The following is a 14,546-nucleotide window of genomic DNA, read 5'->3' as shown; positions in this document are numbered from 1 at the left end:
CGGGGCGTGATCAGCGCAAAAGGGTCAGACGGCGTAGGCGCGCGCAGGTTCCGCGTAATGGACTCGCAGTTGGACTATTTAGGCTTTCAGGTACTGCTCGCGGGCGCCGAGCCAGCGGTTCAAATGCTGCGTGACGACGAGCGGAAACTCGTGCAGCAGACGCTCGGCCGCGCCGCGCGCAGGCTCGATGAGCCATGCGTCGGTCTCGAGGTTCGCGAAGCGCAGCATCGCCGCGCCAGATTGACGCGCGCCCAGGAATTCGCCAGGGCCGCGGATTTCGAGGTCCTTGCGCGCGATCTCGAAGCCGTCGGTGGTCTCGCGCATGGTTTGCAGGCGCGCGCGGCCCGTGAGCGACAACGGCCCGGTATAGAGCAGCACGCACACCGAAGCGGCGCTGCCCCGCCCCACGCGCCCGCGCAACTGGTGCAATTGCGCGAGGCCGAAGCGCTCGGCGTGCTCGATCACCATCAGCGAGGCGTTGGGCACGTCCACGCCCACTTCGATGACCGTCGTCGCCACGAGCAGCTGCACTTCGTTGCGTGAGAACGCATCCATGACGGCGGCCTTGTCCGAGGAAGCGAGGCGGCCGTGCACGAGGCCGACGGTGAGTTCCGGCAGCGCGGCCACGAGCGTTTCGTAAGTCTCGACGGCCGTTTGCAGCTGCAACGTCTCGCTTTCCTCGATCAGCGGACATACCCAGTACACCTGACGACCCGTGAGCGCCGCCGCTCGCACGCGCGCAATCACTTCCTCGCGGCGCGCGTCGGCAACGAGCTTCGTGAGGATCGGCGTGCGGCCGGGCGGCAGCTCGTCGATGGTGGAGACGTCGAGATCCGCGTAGTAGGTCATGGCGAGCGTGCGCGGGATCGGCGTGGCCGACATCATCAGCTGATGCGGCTGGAACTCGCGCTTCGTTTCATCGGGAGACTTCGCATTCTGCGCCTTGGCGCGCAGCGCGAGCCGCTGCTCGACGCCGAAGCGATGCTGCTCATCGACGATCACGAGGCCGAGCCGCGCGAATTCGACGGCCTCCTGAATGATCGCGTGCGTGCCGATCACGAGCTGCGCCGTGCCGAGCGCCGCGGCTTCGAGCGCCGCGCGCTTTTCCTTCGCCTTGAGGCTGCCCGCGAGCCACGCCACCTGCATGCCGAGCGGCTCGAGCCAGCCGCGCAGCTTGCGCGCGTGCTGTTCCGCGAGGATTTCGGTGGGCGCCATGAGCGCGGCCTGGTAGCCGGCGTCGATGGCCTGCGCCGCCGCGAGCGCCGCGACCACGGTCTTGCCGCTGCCCACGTCGCCTTGCAGCAGACGCTGCATGGGATGCGGCTGTTCGAGATCGTGCGCGATTTCCGCCACCACGCGCTCCTGCGCGCCGGTGAGCGTGAACGGCAGCGCGCCGCGCAGACGCGCGAGCAGCGTCCCGTCGCTCTTGCGCCCCGCGACATGGCGCGCCATCGCGGGCGCGGCGCGCGTGCGGCGCTCTTCGTGCGCGCGCTTGAGCGACAGTTGCTGCGCGAGCAGTTCCTCGAACTTGATGCGCGTCCACGCGGGATGCGTGCCGTCGATCAGCTCGTGTTCGTCGGCGTTCACGGGCGGGTGGTGGAGCGTCTTCACGGCGTCCATCAAGGGCGGCAGATTCAGCGGCTCCATGAACTCGTGCGCGACCGTATCGGGCAGCAATTCGGGCAGATGCGCACGCGAAAGCGCGTTGTCGATCGCCTTGCGCAGATACGCCTGGCTCACGCCCGCCGTGGACGGATACACGGGCGTGAGCGCCTGCGGCAGCGGCGCGTCGCCCTCCACGACCTTCACCGCCGGATGCACCATCTCCATGCCGAAGAAGCCGCCGCGCACGTCGCCGCGCACGCGCAGGCACTTGCCGATCGCCATCTGCGCGACCTGCGAGCCGTAGAAGTTCAGGAAGCGTAGATGAAGCTGGTCGCCGTTGTGATCCTCCAGCTTCACGACGAGCTGGCGGCGCGGGCGGTAGGCGATCTCGTTGTCGAACACCACGCCTTCGGTTTGCGCGATGCCGCCCGGCAGCAGTTCGCCGATGGGCGTGAGCGTGGTTTCGTCCTCGTAGCGCATCGGCAGATGCAACACGAGATCGATGTCGCTGCGCAGACCGAGTTTGGCGAGGCGGTCGGCAGTCTTGGTGAGCTTGGGCTTGTCTTTGGCCGCGGCTTTTTCCACGGCTTTTTCTGCGGCCGGGTCCGCGGACTTCTTCGCGGCGCGTTTGCGCGCGGGCGGTGCGGCCCCTTGCGTCGCGTCCGCTTGCCGCTTGCGCTCGCCGTCCTCGGGCGTGCGTGCGTCGTCGGACGCCTCGCTCGCGGACTCGGCTTCGGACATCAATCGGCTAACGGATGGGGGCATGGGCAGCTTCGCAAGTACAATATCGGCTTTCCGGCAAGGCGCGGCGCGAGCAGCGCGACGGCCTCGGCCATCGGGCACGGCGCGCGCATCGCTATCGCGCACGTCCCGCAATCATAGCCTTTCGTCACGCACGATCGGCCATTGCAGCCGCTTTTTGGGGCGCAACCGCTTGACGGTTCGGCTCCGCAAAGCCGCCGCGCGCCGGGCCTCCGGCGCATTTCCGTTACTTCAGGCCGCATGTTCAAGCTTTCCGATTTCGATTTCGACCTCCCCGAGGAACTGATCGCGCAGACCGCCCTGCCCGAGCGCAGCGCGAGCCGTCTGCTGGAGGTCGATAACACGACGCAGTTGCCAGGCCAACCCGCGCGTCTGACCGACCGCCGCTTTTCCGACCTGCCCGCGTGCATCGCGCCGGGCGACTTGCTCGTCTTCAACGATACCAAGGTGCTGAAGGCGCGTTTCTTCGGCCAGAAGGCCAGCGGCGGCAAGATCGAGGTGCTCGTGGAGCGCCTGACCGGCGCGCGCACGGCGCTCGCGCAGATCCGCGCGAGCAAGAGCCCGGGCCCCGGCACGGTGCTGCGCCTCGCCGATGCGTTCGACGTGACGGTGGGCGAGCGCGTCGATCAGTTCTACACGCTGCACTTTCCCGACGACTGCCTCACGCTGATCGAGCAGCACGGCCGTCTGCCGCTGCCGCCCTACATCACGCACGACGCCGACGCGAGCGACGAAACGCGCTATCAAACGGTATTCGCGCAGAATCCGGGCGCGGTGGCCGCGCCCACGGCGGGCCTGCACTTCGACGACGCCCTGCTCGCGCAACTCGACGCGCAAGGCGTCGAGCGCGCCACGCTCACGCTGCACGTGGGCGCGGGCACATTCCAGCCGGTGCGCGTGGAGAACATCGCCGAGCACAAGATGCATAGCGAGTGGTACGACCTGCCGCAATCGCTCGTCGACAAGATCGCGGCTGCGCGTGCGCGCGGCGGCCGTGTGATCGCGGTGGGCACGACCTCGATGCGCGCGCTCGAAGCCGCTGCGCGCGACGCCGACCGCGCAGGCCGCGCGCTCGCGGCAACGCAGGCGGAAACCGATATCTTCATCACGCCTGGCTACCAGTTCCGTGTGGTGGACCGACTCGTGACGAACTTCCACCTGCCGAAGTCCACGCTGCTGATGCTCGTCTCGGCGTTCGCAGGCATCGAAACGATACGCGCGGCGTACCGTCACGCGATTGCCGAACGCTATCGCTTCTTCAGTTACGGCGACGCAATGCTGCTGACTCGAACCGACGACGCGCTCAGCAAGTAACACGCACATTTCCCAAGCCGTCGCGCGACATGAAAAACGCGCGGCGGCGTTTCATCATCTGCGCCGGACTTGCGATCCGGAGTTGGCGCTTTAGCGCTTACTCCGGTCCCATGCAAAGCACGCGATCCGGAGTTGGCGCTTTAGCGCATACTCCGGTCCCATGCAAAGCACTTTCCGGTAGCACAGGAGTCAACCGCATGACCGACGGTCATCAAAGCAACGCACGCGCCGAACACGGCACGTATCTGGGCGAACGCCCGCAAAACGGCCTCAAATTCGAACTGCTCGGCACCGACGGCCTCGCCCGCCGCGGGCGCGTCACGCTCAATCATGGCGCGGTCGAAACGCCGATCTTCATGCCCGTGGGCACCTACGGCACCGTGAAGGCCACGCAGCCGCGCGAGCTCGAAGAGATGAAGGCGCAGATCATCCTCGGCAACACCTTTCACCTCTGGCTGCGTCCGGGCCTGGAGACGATCGAGGCGCACGGCGGCCTGCATCGCTTCATGGGCTGGAACCGGCCGATCCTCACGGATTCGGGCGGCTTCCAGGTGTTCTCGCTCGGCGACCTGCGCAAGATCTCGGAAGACGGCGTGCGCTTCGCCTCACCCGTGAACGGCGACAAGCTGTTCCTCTCGCCCGAAGTGTCGATGCAGATCCAGAAGGTGCTGAATTCCGACATCGTCATGCAGTTCGACGAGTGCACGCCCTACGCGACCAACGGCGTGCCCACCACGCACAAGGAAGCCGCGGATTCGATGCGCATGTCGATGCGCTGGGCGCAGCGCTCGATCGACGAGTTCAACCGTCTCGGCAACCCGAATGCACTCTTCGGCATCGTGCAGGGCGGCATGTTCGAGGACCTGCGCGACGAATCGCTCGCCGGCCTCTCGCAGATGCCGTTCCACGGCTACGCGATCGGCGGCCTTTCGGTGGGCGAACCGAAGGAAGACATGATGCGCGTGCTCGAACACATCGCGCCGAAGCTGCCCGCCGACAAACCGCATTACCTGATGGGCGTCGGCACGCCGGAAGACCTGGTGGCGGGCGTGGCCTCGGGCGTCGACATGTTCGACTGCGTGATGCCCACGCGCAATGCGCGCAACGGCTGGATCTTCACGCGCTTCGGCGACATCAAGATCCGCAACGCCGTGCACCGCAACTCGCTGCGCCCGCTCGACGAACAATGCGGCTGCTATACCTGCCGCCACTTCACGCGCGGCTACCTGCACCACCTGCACCGCGTGGGCGAGATCCTCGGCGCGCAGCTCAACACGATCCACAATCTGCACTACTACCTGGAGCTGATGAGTGAGATGCGCGCGGCGATCGAGACGAAGACGTTCGCGGCGTTCCGCCAGCGCTTCGCCGAACAGCGCGCACGCGGCGTGGATTGAGAGGGCGTCTCACGACGGCGCGTCACGTGCCGGCCGCGAAACATTACAATTAACTTTCGAGACAATGACGCGGGCAAGGCATGCGGTCCGCCCGAGCCGCCCCGGTTTTCACGCGTACACATGTCGCGTCGGGGCGGGATCCGGGATAAGCACTTGATCGCAAAGCCAATTTTGCGTCATCGTCGCGATGAATGCCGGTGGTAGAATAACCGGCTCGCTTTTTGATCGTAAAAAACGGAGAGACCAACGTGTCGTTCATTTCCAATGCCTTCGCGCAAGGCAGTGCAGCAGGTGGTGCCGAATCGAGCCTCATGAGCTTCCTGCCGCTCATTCTGATGTTCGCCGTGCTGTACTTCATCATGATCCGTCCGCAGATGAAGCGTCAGAAGGAACATCGCAACATGCTCGCGGCCATGGCCAAGGGCGACGAAGTGATCACGAGCGGCGGCATCGTCGGCAAGGTGACCAAGGTCAGCGAAGCCTACGTCGGCGTCGAAATCGCGGATGGCACGGAAATCACCGTGCAGAAGTCGTCGGTCTCGACCATCCTGCCGAAGGGCACGATCAAGTCGCTGTAAAGCTTCACGGTTTCCCCGAGGCCGTTGCCTCCGAAAGAACGGCCTCGCGCATCCGGCCCGCCCTCGCAGCCACTGACCAGCAAACGTCAATGCAGGTACGCCCCGAAGGCAACGCCGGACGCGCACGCAGCGCTTAAGGCCATTCCCCTCCCCCGTTGGGTCAACCAATGAACCGTTATCCCCTCTGGAAATATGTCGTGATGCTGGTGGCGCTCGTCATCGGCTTCGTGTACACATTGCCCAATTTCTTCGGCGAAGCGCCCGCGGTCCAGGTGTCGAGCGGTAAAGCCACCGTCAAGCTCGACTCGGGCACGCTCGCCCAGGTCGAAGCCGCGGTCGCCGCGAACAATATCCGCGCGACCGACGTGACGTTCGACAACTCGACGCTGAACGCGAACATCCGCGTGCGCGTCGCCGACACGGACACGCAGCTGCGCCTGAAAGACGCGCTGAACAAGGCGCTGAACGCCGACCTGAACGACCCGCAGTACATCGTCGCCCTGAACCTGCAGAGCGCCTCGCCGCGCTGGCTCACGTCGCTGCACGCGCTGCCGATGTACCTCGGCCTCGACCTGCGCGGCGGCGTGCACTTCCTGCTCCAGGTCGACATGAACGGCGCGCTCAACAAGAAGCTCGACTCCGACGCTTCGGACGTGCGCACGCTCCTGCGCGACAAGAACATCCGCGACGGCGGCGTGAACCGCGTCAACCAGTCGGTGGTCGTCAATTTCGCCGACGCCGATACGGCCGAGCAGGCGCGCAAGGTCCTCGCGGGCTCGGGCGGCATCACCGAACTGCAGTGGTCCTCGCAGAACAACCCCGAAGGCGGCGTGCAGCTCGTCGGCACGTTCACGCCGGCCGTGAAGACGGCGGTTCAGCAAGCCGCGCTCAAGCAGAACATCCAGACGCTGCACAACCGCGTGAACGAACTCGGCGTGGCCGAGCCCGTGATCCAGCAGCAAGGCGACGACCGTATCGTGGTCGAACTGCCGGGCGTGCAGGACACCGCCAAGGCGAAGGACATCATCGGCCGCACGGCGACGCTCGAAGCACGCCTCGCCGACCCGATGGGCCTGCATCCGGACGTGAACGCGCCGGTGCCGCCGGGCGACGAGCTCTTCACGCAAGGCAACGCCGCGCCGGTGCTGCTGCGCAAGCAGGTGATCTTCACCGGCGACCGCATCATCGACGCCTCGGCGGGCTTCGACGAGCATCAGCGTCCGTCGGTCAACATCCGCCTCGACTCGGCGGGCGGCCGCGCGGTGCGCGCCGTCTCGCGCGACAACATCGGCAAGCCGATGGCGATGGTGCTGTTCGAAAAGGGCAAGGGCGAAGTGCTGACGGTGGCGACCATCCAGTCGGAACTGGGCGACCGCTTCCAGATCACGGGCCAGCCCACGCCGCAGGCCGCCGCCGACCTCGCGCTGCTGCTGCGCGCAGGCTCGCTCGCCGCGCCGATGGACATCATCGAGGAACGCACGGTTGGCCCGAGCCTTGGCGCGGACAACATCCGCAAGGGCTTCGACTCGGTGATCTACGGCTTCGCCGCCATCGCCGTATTCATGATCGCCTACTACATGCTGTTCGGCGCGATCTCGATGATCGGCCTGTCGGTGAACCTGCTGCTGCTCGTGGCCGTGCTCTCCATGCTGCAGGCCACGCTCACGCTGCCGGGTATCGCGGCTATTGCGCTGGCGCTCGGTATGGCGATCGACGCGAACGTGCTGATCAACGAGCGCGTGCGCGAAGAACTGCGCAACGGCGCGCCGCCGCAGCTGGCCATCCAGAACGGCTACGCACACGCCTGGGCGACGATTCTCGACTCGAACGTGACCACGCTCATCGCCGGTCTCGCGCTGCTCGCGTTCGGTTCGGGCCCGGTGCGCGGCTTCGCGATCGTGCACTGTATCGGCATTCTCACGTCGATGTTCTCGGCCGTGTTCTTCTCGCGCGGTCTCGTGAACCTCTGGTACGGCGGCAAAAAGAAGCTCAAGTCGCTCGCGGTGGGTCAGGTGTGGCGTCCGGAGCCGGATGAAGGCACGCCCGCGCTCGCCGGCGCCGATGCCGGCACCGACACGGGCCGCGCCGTCGCCGCGACGGCCACGAAGCGTGAGCCGGCCAGGGCCGGCGCCAAAGGCGCCGCGCGCGCCAAGCCGGTCGTGCGCCGCCGCGATGCCCAGGGCGGCACCGGCGGCTCCGGCAACAACACCGGCTCGTCCCGCTGATACGGAGTCAAGACCATGGAATTTTTCCGCATCCGCAAAGACATCCCGTTCATGAAGCACGCGTTGATCTTCAACGCGATCTCGCTCCTGACCTTCATCGCGGCGGTGTTCTTCCTCTTCCACCGCGGCCTGCACCTGTCGATCGAATTCACGGGCGGCACGGTCATCGAAGTGCAGTATCCGCAGGCGGTGCCGCTCGAGCCGTTGCGCGACTCGCTCACCAAGATCGGCTACGGCGACGCCCAGGTGCAGAACTTCGGCACCTCGCGCGACGTGCTGATCCGCCTGCCGCTCAAGCAGGGCCTGAGCTCCGCGCAGCAGAGCGACCAGGTGATGTCCACGCTCAAGGCCGCTGAACCGCAGGTGCAGCTGCAGCGCGTGGAGTTCGTCGGCCCGCAGGTGGGCAAGGAGCTCGCCACCGATGGCCTGCTCGCGCTCGCCTGCGTGGTGGCGGGCATCGTCATCTACCTGTCGTTCCGCTTCGAATGGAAGTACGCCGTGGCCGGCGTGATCGCGAACCTGCACGACGTCGTGATCATCCTGGGCTTCTTCGCGTTCTTCCAGTGGGAGTTCTCGCTCTCCGTGCTCGCGGCGGTGCTCGCCGTGCTCGGCTACTCGGTGAACGAATCGGTCGTTATCTTCGACCGGATTCGCGAGACCTTCCGGCGCGAGCGCAAGATGAGCGTGACCGAAGTCATCAACCACGCCATCACCAGCACGATGTCGCGAACCATCATCACCCACGGCTGTACGCAGATGATGGTGCTCTCGATGTTCTTTTTCGGCGGCCCGACGCTGCACTACTTCGCCCTGGCGCTGACGGTGGGTATTCTCTTCGGCATCTACTCGTCGGTGTTCGTCGCGGCGGCGCTCGCGATGTGGCTCGGCGTGAAGCGCGAAGACCTCATCAAGGACAAGAAGGAAAAGTTCGATCCGAACGATCCGAACGCGGGCGCGCAGGTCTAAGCGGCGCACCAGCAAAAAAGCCGGTTCTTGCGAACCGGCTTTTTTTTCGTGCCTGCGCAACGGCCTTCGCCGCGCTGCCGCGCTTCCCTATTGCTTGATCCCTTCGGCCTGGATATGCAGCGTGGTCTTCATCTTGAAGCCATACTTCTTGCCCGAGTCCATGCCGAAGTCGTCGCGATTGAATGCGGCCTCGGCCTCCACGCCGCACACCTCGCGTTTGAGCACCGGGTGCTGCATGCACTTGAACGACTCGATCTCGAGCTTGAGCGGCCGCGTCACGCCGTGCAGCGTGAAGTCGCCGATCACTTCCTTGGGCGTGTCGCCATTGAAGACGATGCGCGTGCCCTTGTAGGTGGCCGTGGGGTACTTCGCGACATCGAGAAAGTCGTCGCCCACCAGGTGCTGGTCGAGCTGCGGATTGCCGGTCTGGATCGACGCCGGATCGATCGTCACGTCCACGGTGCCCGTTTTGGCCGCGCGGTCCAGCGTGACCATGCCCGTGGTCTTCGTGAACTTGCCGCGCCACGTGGACAGACCGCCGAAGTGGTCGGACTCGAAGCTCGGAAACGTGTGGTTCGGATCGAGCTGGTAAGTATCGGCGGCGTGCGCGGCGTGCGTCACCAGGGCGGCGAGCGACACGGCGCCCCCTGCGGCCATCAGTGCGAGCTTGTTCAATAGCACCTCCTCGGAGTCGTCGATCTACTTGTGCGCGACGACGATATGAAATTTGATGAGCACTTCGTCGGCGACGATCGAGGTGTCCTTCCACTCGCCGGTGCCGATTTCGAAGGCGAGCCGGTGGATCGGCAACGTGCCGTCGAAGGTCTGCGTGCCGCCCTGCTGCGTGAGCACGACGGGGACAGCCACGTTCTGCATGTGCCCCTTGATCGTCAGTTTGCCGCTCACGCTGTACTGGTTCGTTCCGGTCGGCGCGATGGCGGTCGAGACGAACGTTGCCTGCGGGAACGTCTTCGCGTCGAACCATTCGGGCCCGTGCACCGAATCGTTGTAGGTCGGGTCTCCCAGATCATAGCTCGCCGTGTCGACCGTGATCTTCGCGCTGCCGCCCGCAGGTTTGGCCGGATCGAAGGCGATCTGCGCGTCGAACTTCGTGAAGCTGCCCTGGACCGATACGTTCATCTGGCGCGAGACGGCGACGATCGTGCTCTTCGCCGCGTCGAGCTGCGCATGGGCGGCCCCGCCCGCGAGCAGCACCGCGGCGGCGCCGGTCCACACTGCCGCGGCCCCGACCGCCGGGCGCCACCGATAAGAACGAATCCACCTCGACAAGGCTTCCATGATCGTCTCGCTTTGATTGCGTAGTCATTGACTTCGTGGATGGGCAGCGGCCACCTTGCGCAGCCATGCATGCTCCATGCCCGAAAGATAATCCAAATTGGGTGACTGCAAACATCCGGAGATAAGGGCCGGGTCCGGGCCGGGCTCGCACACGCGCACGGCGCAAACGTGGCACACTTCGCAGCCCGTTCGCCGGCCACGCGAGCGCCGCTTGAGCGGCTGACCCGCGGCTTGCCCCGCGGCAGCCCCGCGGCAGCCCCGGCGGCCGCCCCGTCGGGGGTCGGCGGCTCGTTCCGGCACGCCGCCGGGCGCGTTTGGTAACATGGCGCGAAGCGCTGTCGGCACCTTCCTGATTGTGTGCCGCCGCAGCGCGTCCCTCGTTCACGTCGTTTTGCGTCACCTGCCCGCATGGCCCAGGACAAACTGATCGCGTGTCACGACTGCGACGCGCTCTACCGCAAACCGCGGCTGCTCGGCCGCCAGTCAGCGCGCTGCTCGCGCTGCGGCGCCACGCTCTACAGCAGCGCCGCGTCCCAACTCGACCGCATCTGCGCCATCACGGTCGCGGCGCTCGTCACCTTCATCATCGCCCAGTCGTTCCCGATCATCGAGCTCGATGCGAACGGTATCACTACGGAGTCGAGCCTGTTCGGCGCCCTCGTGGTGCTGTGGCACGAGGACATGGAGATCATCGCGGTGATCGTCTTCTGCGCAACCATCCTCTTTCCGCTCACGGAGATGGTAGCGCTGCTTTACGTCCTGCTGCCGGTGCGGCGCGGCTTCATTCCACCGGGCTTCGACCACGTGCTGCGCGCCATCCAGTTCGTGCGGCCCTGGGGCATGCTCGAAGTCTTCATGCTGGGCGTGCTCATCACGATCGTGAAAATGGTGAGCCTCGCGCGCGTGATTCCCGAAACCGCGCTCTTCGCCTTCGGCGCGCTCACGCTGATGTTCACCGTGGTCGTCACCTTCGATGCGCGCACGCTCTGGGACATCGCCGACGGCCTGCGCGACGCCGCACGCGCGGCGCGCGAGGGCGGCGCGGGTCCGGACGGCCTCGCGGGCGACGCCGGCTCGGGCGCACCGCACGCGCCGCCTTCGCCCGCCGCGCCGTCACCGGCTGCGGCCCATCCGCTCTCCGAGCCCGAGATCCGCGAGCCCGGCGAGCGCGCGCAAGACCCGGCGGCGCCGCGCGGCGGCCCGCTCCCCAAGGGGCGCCGATGAAATACCAGACCGCCAGCGACGCCGGCTACGTCTCCTGCCACGCCTGCGGGCACGTGCAGCCGCACGTGCGCGCGCCGAAGCACGCGCGCTGCGCACGCTGCGGCTCGCCCGTGCACGAGCGCAATCCGGACAGCATCATGCGCACGTGGGCGCTCCTGATTGCCGCGGCGCTGCTCTACATCCCCGCGAACCTGCTGCCTGTGATGCATACGGCCTCGCTCGTCGGCGACGAGGACGACACCATCATGAGCGGCGTGGTCTACTTCTGGACCTCGGGCGACTGGCCGCTCGCCGTGATCGTCTTCATCGCCAGCATTCTCGTGCCGATGCTCAAGCTGTCGGTGCTCGCGCTGCTCGCGATCACCTCCCAGCGCGGCTCGACATGGCGGCCCGTGGAACGCACGAAGCTCTACCGGCTCGTCGAATTCATCGGGCGCTGGTCGATGCTCGACGTGTTCGTTGTCACGCTAACCGTGGCGCTGGTACGCTTCCAGTCGCTTGCGGTCATCACGGCGGGCCCCGGCGCGATCGCGTTCGGCTCGGTCGTGATCCTGACGATGATCGCCTCGATGCAGTTCGATCCGCGCTTGATCTGGGATCCGGTGGACGAAGACAAACACAAACCTGCGCAACACACACAGGATCAACCCCATGAATAGTCCGAAAGGACCGACCCCGCCCAATCTGCCGGAGCCGGAGATCGTCAAGCCGCGGCGCTGGCTGCCTTCGCTCGTCTGGATCGTGCCGATCGTCGCGGCGCTGATCGGCGTGGCGCTCGTCGTGAAGTCGGTCGCCACGCGCGGCCCGACCATCACGATCAGCTTCGTGAGCGCCGAAGGACTCGAGCCCGGCAAGACCAAGGTCAAGTACAAGGACGTGGACATCGGCTCGGTGCGTGCGATCAAGCTCTCGCCCAACCTTTCGCATGTGATCGTCACGGTCGAGCTCACCAAGGACGCCGAACGCTTCGCCGTGAAGGACAGCCGCTTCTGGGTCGTGCGCCCGCGCGTGGGCGCAAGCGGCGTCTCGGGCCTCACCACGCTGCTCTCGGGCTCGTATATCGGCGCCGACGCCGGCCGCTCGCAGGAATCGCAAAGCGACTTCGTCGGGCTGGAAGCGCCGCCTGCCGTGACCATCGACGAGAAGGGGCATCGCTATACCTTGCACAGTGCGACGCTCGGCTCGCTCGACATCGGCACGCCGATCTTCTTCCGGCGCATCCAGGTAGGCCAGGTGACAGGCTATTCGCTCGACAAGGACGGCACCGGCGTGACGGTACAGGTGTTCGTGAGCGCGCCCTTCGACCAGTACGTGGGTACCAACACGCGCTGGTGGCACGCGAGCGGCGTGAACGTGCAGCTCGATTCGAACGGCATCAAGGTCAACACGCAGTCGCTCGCCACCATCGTGGTAGGCGGCCTCGCGTTCCAGGCGCCGCCCGGCCAGTCCATGGGCCCCCAGGCGCCCGACAGCGCCACCTTCGCGCTCGCCTCCGACGAGGCTGAGGCAATGCGCGAGCCGGACGGCGCGCCGCAACGCGTGGTCATGTACTTCAACCAGTCGTTGCGCGGCCTTTCAGTGGGCGCGACGGTCGATTTCCGCGGCATCGCGCTCGGTCAGGTAACCGACATCGGCATCGAGTACGACCCGAAACAGCACAACTTCACGATGCCCGTGACGATCGACCTCTACCCGCTGCGCCTGTCGCGCCGCATCCGCGGCGAAACGCCCGCGCCGCATACGCCGCAAAGCCAGGAGCTGATCAAGCGGCTCGTCGCGCGCGGCCTGCGCGGCCAGTTGCGCACCGGCAATTTGATCACGGGTCAGCTTTACATCGCGCTCGACATCTTCCCGAAGGCGGGCCCGGCGACGGTCGACTTCAACCACGATCCGCTCGAGCTGCCCACGGTGCCGAACTCGCTCGAAGAACTGCAGCTGCAGGTCGCGGACATCGCGAAGAAGCTCGATCAGATTCCGTTCGACAAGATCGGCAACAACCTGAACGAGTCGCTCAAGAACGCCAACCAGCTGTTCGGCAAGGTGAACGACCAGATCCTGCCGCAGCTGCAAGGCACGCTCGACCAGGCGCAGAAGACCTTCAACGCCGCGCAGTCCACGCTGCAGCAGGATTCGCCGCTGCAGTCCGACGTGCACCAGGCGATGCAGGAACTCACGCGTACGCTGCAATCGCTCAACGCGCTCTCCGACTATCTGGAGCGCCATCCCGAATCGCTGCTGCGCGGCAAATCTGGAGACAAGCCATGACGTTCCGACGCGTCCCCGCCCTTGCCGCGCTCGGCGCGCTGGTCATCGCCGCCGCACTGGCGGGCTGCAGTTCGCCCGCCAGCCGGTTCTACACGCTCAGCCCGAGCGACGACACGGCTCGCACCGCGGCCGCGCAGGGCGCAGGCAACGCCCAGTGGCTGATCGAACTGGCGCCTGTGGATGTTCCGCCGCAGGTCGCAAAGACCCAGTTCGTCGTGCAAACCGACGCCAACCAGGTGCGTGTACTCGAGCAGGAGCGCTGGTCCTCGATGCCCGGCGACGAGATCCGCCGGGCGCTCTCGGGCGACCTCACGCAGCAGCTCGGCACCATCGACGTGTACGGCTCGCCGCATCCCGAGGGCGTGCCCGTGTATCGCGTGAGCGTGAACGTGCAGCGCTTCGAATCGTGGCCGGGCTCGCATGCGCTCATCGACGCCGTGTGGAGCGTACGCGCGCTCGACACGCAAACGGTCCTGACCTGCCGCAGCGTGCTCAACCAGAAGGTGGGCGACGGCTACGACGCGCTCGTCATCGGCCACCGGCAGGCGGTCGAGGCGCTCTCGCAGTCGATCGCGAGCGGCGTGCGCGCGCTCGCGGCCGCGCCGCGCGTGAGCGTGGCGGCGAATGGCGCGAAGACGGGCGCGCGCGCGAAGGCGGCGCCGAGCATTGCCTGCCCGCAGATGGCGGCTGCCGGCGGCTGAGGGGGCGGATTTGCGCTGGCGCGGCCCCGCGGCGTAGCTGATCCCCACGCCCCGCAGGCGATCCGGATCCAATAAAGGCCCGCACCAGGCATTCTCGGAGGAGGCGTCAGGGACGCGGCAGATGGCGGCCAAGGGCGGGCATTGAGCGGTCTTCAGCGGCGCGGGCGGCATACACGTCTGGCCGCTCCCGCAACCCGCGTACAATAGCGC

General features: G+C 66.5%; 12 protein-coding genes. 9 read left to right on the top strand and 3 right to left on the bottom strand.

The genetic code is table 11. The annotated features are described in order from the left end of the window. Positions 1-78: 78 nt before the first annotated feature. A complete protein-coding gene (gene recG, locus AB4Y40_RS25740; protein WP_368690211.1) occupies positions 79-2,370 on the bottom strand; it encodes an ATP-dependent DNA helicase RecG in 2,292 nt (763 codons plus the stop codon). Between the two features lie 237 nt (positions 2,371-2,607). Between recG and queA the strand changes: the two genes are divergently transcribed. The 5 genes from queA to secF all read left to right on the top strand — a co-directional run bounded on the left by queA (position 2,608) and on the right by secF (position 8,847). Further along, a complete protein-coding gene (gene queA / locus AB4Y40_RS25735; protein WP_368690210.1) occupies positions 2,608-3,681 on the top strand; it encodes a tRNA preQ1(34) S-adenosylmethionine ribosyltransferase-isomerase QueA in 1,074 nt (357 codons plus the stop codon). A gap of 197 nt (positions 3,682-3,878) precedes the next feature. Next, positions 3,879-5,078, top strand: a complete 1,200-nt coding sequence (gene tgt, locus AB4Y40_RS25730) for a tRNA guanosine(34) transglycosylase Tgt (protein WP_368690209.1) — start codon at positions 3,879-3,881, stop codon at positions 5,076-5,078. 248 nt (positions 5,079-5,326) lie between these two features. Continuing rightward, on the top strand, positions 5,327-5,656 hold the full coding sequence (gene yajC / locus AB4Y40_RS25725) for a preprotein translocase subunit YajC (RefSeq protein WP_042262488.1): 330 nt from the start codon (positions 5,327-5,329) through the stop codon (positions 5,654-5,656). A 167-nt stretch (positions 5,657-5,823) separates the two neighbouring features. Further along, on the top strand, positions 5,824-7,881 hold the full coding sequence (secD, locus tag AB4Y40_RS25720) for a protein translocase subunit SecD (protein ID WP_368690208.1): 2,058 nt from the start codon (positions 5,824-5,826) through the stop codon (positions 7,879-7,881). Between the two features lie 15 nt (positions 7,882-7,896). Next, positions 7,897-8,847, top strand: a complete 951-nt coding sequence (gene secF, locus AB4Y40_RS25715; RefSeq protein ID WP_069268461.1) for a protein translocase subunit SecF — start codon at positions 7,897-7,899, stop codon at positions 8,845-8,847. Positions 8,848-8,934: 87 nt separating this feature from the next. Here the strand turns inward: secF and AB4Y40_RS25710 are convergent, their stop codons facing one another. Together AB4Y40_RS25710 and AB4Y40_RS25705 are read right to left on the bottom strand one after the other, a co-directional pair. Beyond that, complete coding sequence (locus AB4Y40_RS25710; protein ID WP_368690368.1) at positions 8,935-9,504, bottom strand: YceI family protein; 570 nt, start codon at positions 9,502-9,504, stop codon at positions 8,935-8,937. A 42-nt stretch (positions 9,505-9,546) separates the two neighbouring features. Next, a complete protein-coding gene (locus tag AB4Y40_RS25705; protein ID WP_368690207.1) occupies positions 9,547-10,146 on the bottom strand; it encodes a YceI family protein in 600 nt (199 codons plus the stop codon). Positions 10,147-10,554: 408 nt separating this feature from the next. Between AB4Y40_RS25705 and AB4Y40_RS25700 the strand changes: the two genes are divergently transcribed. Genes AB4Y40_RS25700 through AB4Y40_RS25685 form a run of 4 tightly spaced genes read left to right on the top strand, consistent with a single transcriptional unit; the run spans position 10,555 to position 14,336 of the window. Beyond that, the gene (locus AB4Y40_RS25700; protein WP_368690206.1) at positions 10,555-11,370 is read left to right on the top strand and encodes a paraquat-inducible protein A; all 816 of its coding nucleotides are present in this window, start codon (positions 10,555-10,557) and stop codon (positions 11,368-11,370) included. Further along, the gene (locus tag AB4Y40_RS25695) at positions 11,367-12,029 is read left to right on the top strand and encodes a paraquat-inducible protein A (RefSeq protein WP_342919343.1); all 663 of its coding nucleotides are present in this window, start codon (positions 11,367-11,369) and stop codon (positions 12,027-12,029) included. Before AB4Y40_RS25700 ends, AB4Y40_RS25695 begins: the two co-directional genes overlap by 4 nt. Beyond that, positions 12,022-13,635 (top strand): intermembrane transport protein PqiB, encoded by a 1,614-nt coding sequence (locus tag AB4Y40_RS25690; RefSeq protein ID WP_368690205.1) that lies wholly within the window; start codon positions 12,022-12,024, stop codon positions 13,633-13,635. Before AB4Y40_RS25695 ends, AB4Y40_RS25690 begins: the two co-directional genes overlap by 8 nt. Beyond that, positions 13,632-14,336 (top strand): membrane integrity-associated transporter subunit PqiC, encoded by a 705-nt coding sequence (locus AB4Y40_RS25685; RefSeq protein WP_368690204.1) that lies wholly within the window; start codon positions 13,632-13,634, stop codon positions 14,334-14,336. The genes AB4Y40_RS25690 and AB4Y40_RS25685 overlap by 4 nt, the downstream gene beginning before the upstream one ends. Positions 14,337-14,546 lie beyond the last annotated feature (210 nt).

Source organism: Paraburkholderia sp. EG287B (genome assembly GCF_040965595.1).
Lineage (GTDB): Bacteria > Pseudomonadota > Gammaproteobacteria > Burkholderiales > Burkholderiaceae > Paraburkholderia.
Note: the sequence above shows the minus strand (reverse complement) of the source record. Positions and strands in the feature narration are given on the sequence as shown.

Bases quoted from the DNA above. Each gene is read 5' to 3' on its own strand.
- queA (WP_368690210.1), top strand. From the start codon at position 2,608: ATGTTCAAGCTTTCCGATTTCGATTTCGACCTCCCCGAGGAACTGATC.
- AB4Y40_RS25710 (WP_368690368.1), bottom strand. From the start codon at position 9,504: ATGGCCGCAGGGGGCGCCGTGTCGCTCGCCGCCCTGGTGACGCACGCC.
- AB4Y40_RS25705 (WP_368690207.1), bottom strand. From the start codon at position 10,146: ATGGAAGCCTTGTCGAGGTGGATTCGTTCTTATCGGTGGCGCCCGGCG.
- secF (WP_069268461.1), top strand. From the start codon at position 7,897: ATGGAATTTTTCCGCATCCGCAAAGACATCCCGTTCATGAAGCACGCG.
- AB4Y40_RS25695 (WP_342919343.1), top strand. From the start codon at position 11,367: ATGAAATACCAGACCGCCAGCGACGCCGGCTACGTCTCCTGCCACGCC.
- tgt (WP_368690209.1), top strand. From the start codon at position 3,879: ATGACCGACGGTCATCAAAGCAACGCACGCGCCGAACACGGCACGTAT.
- AB4Y40_RS25690 (WP_368690205.1), top strand. From the start codon at position 12,022: ATGAATAGTCCGAAAGGACCGACCCCGCCCAATCTGCCGGAGCCGGAG.
- recG (WP_368690211.1), bottom strand. From the start codon at position 2,370: ATGCCCCCATCCGTTAGCCGATTGATGTCCGAAGCCGAGTCCGCGAGC.
- secD (WP_368690208.1), top strand. From the start codon at position 5,824: ATGAACCGTTATCCCCTCTGGAAATATGTCGTGATGCTGGTGGCGCTC.
- AB4Y40_RS25700 (WP_368690206.1), top strand. From the start codon at position 10,555: ATGGCCCAGGACAAACTGATCGCGTGTCACGACTGCGACGCGCTCTAC.
- AB4Y40_RS25685 (WP_368690204.1), top strand. From the start codon at position 13,632: ATGACGTTCCGACGCGTCCCCGCCCTTGCCGCGCTCGGCGCGCTGGTC.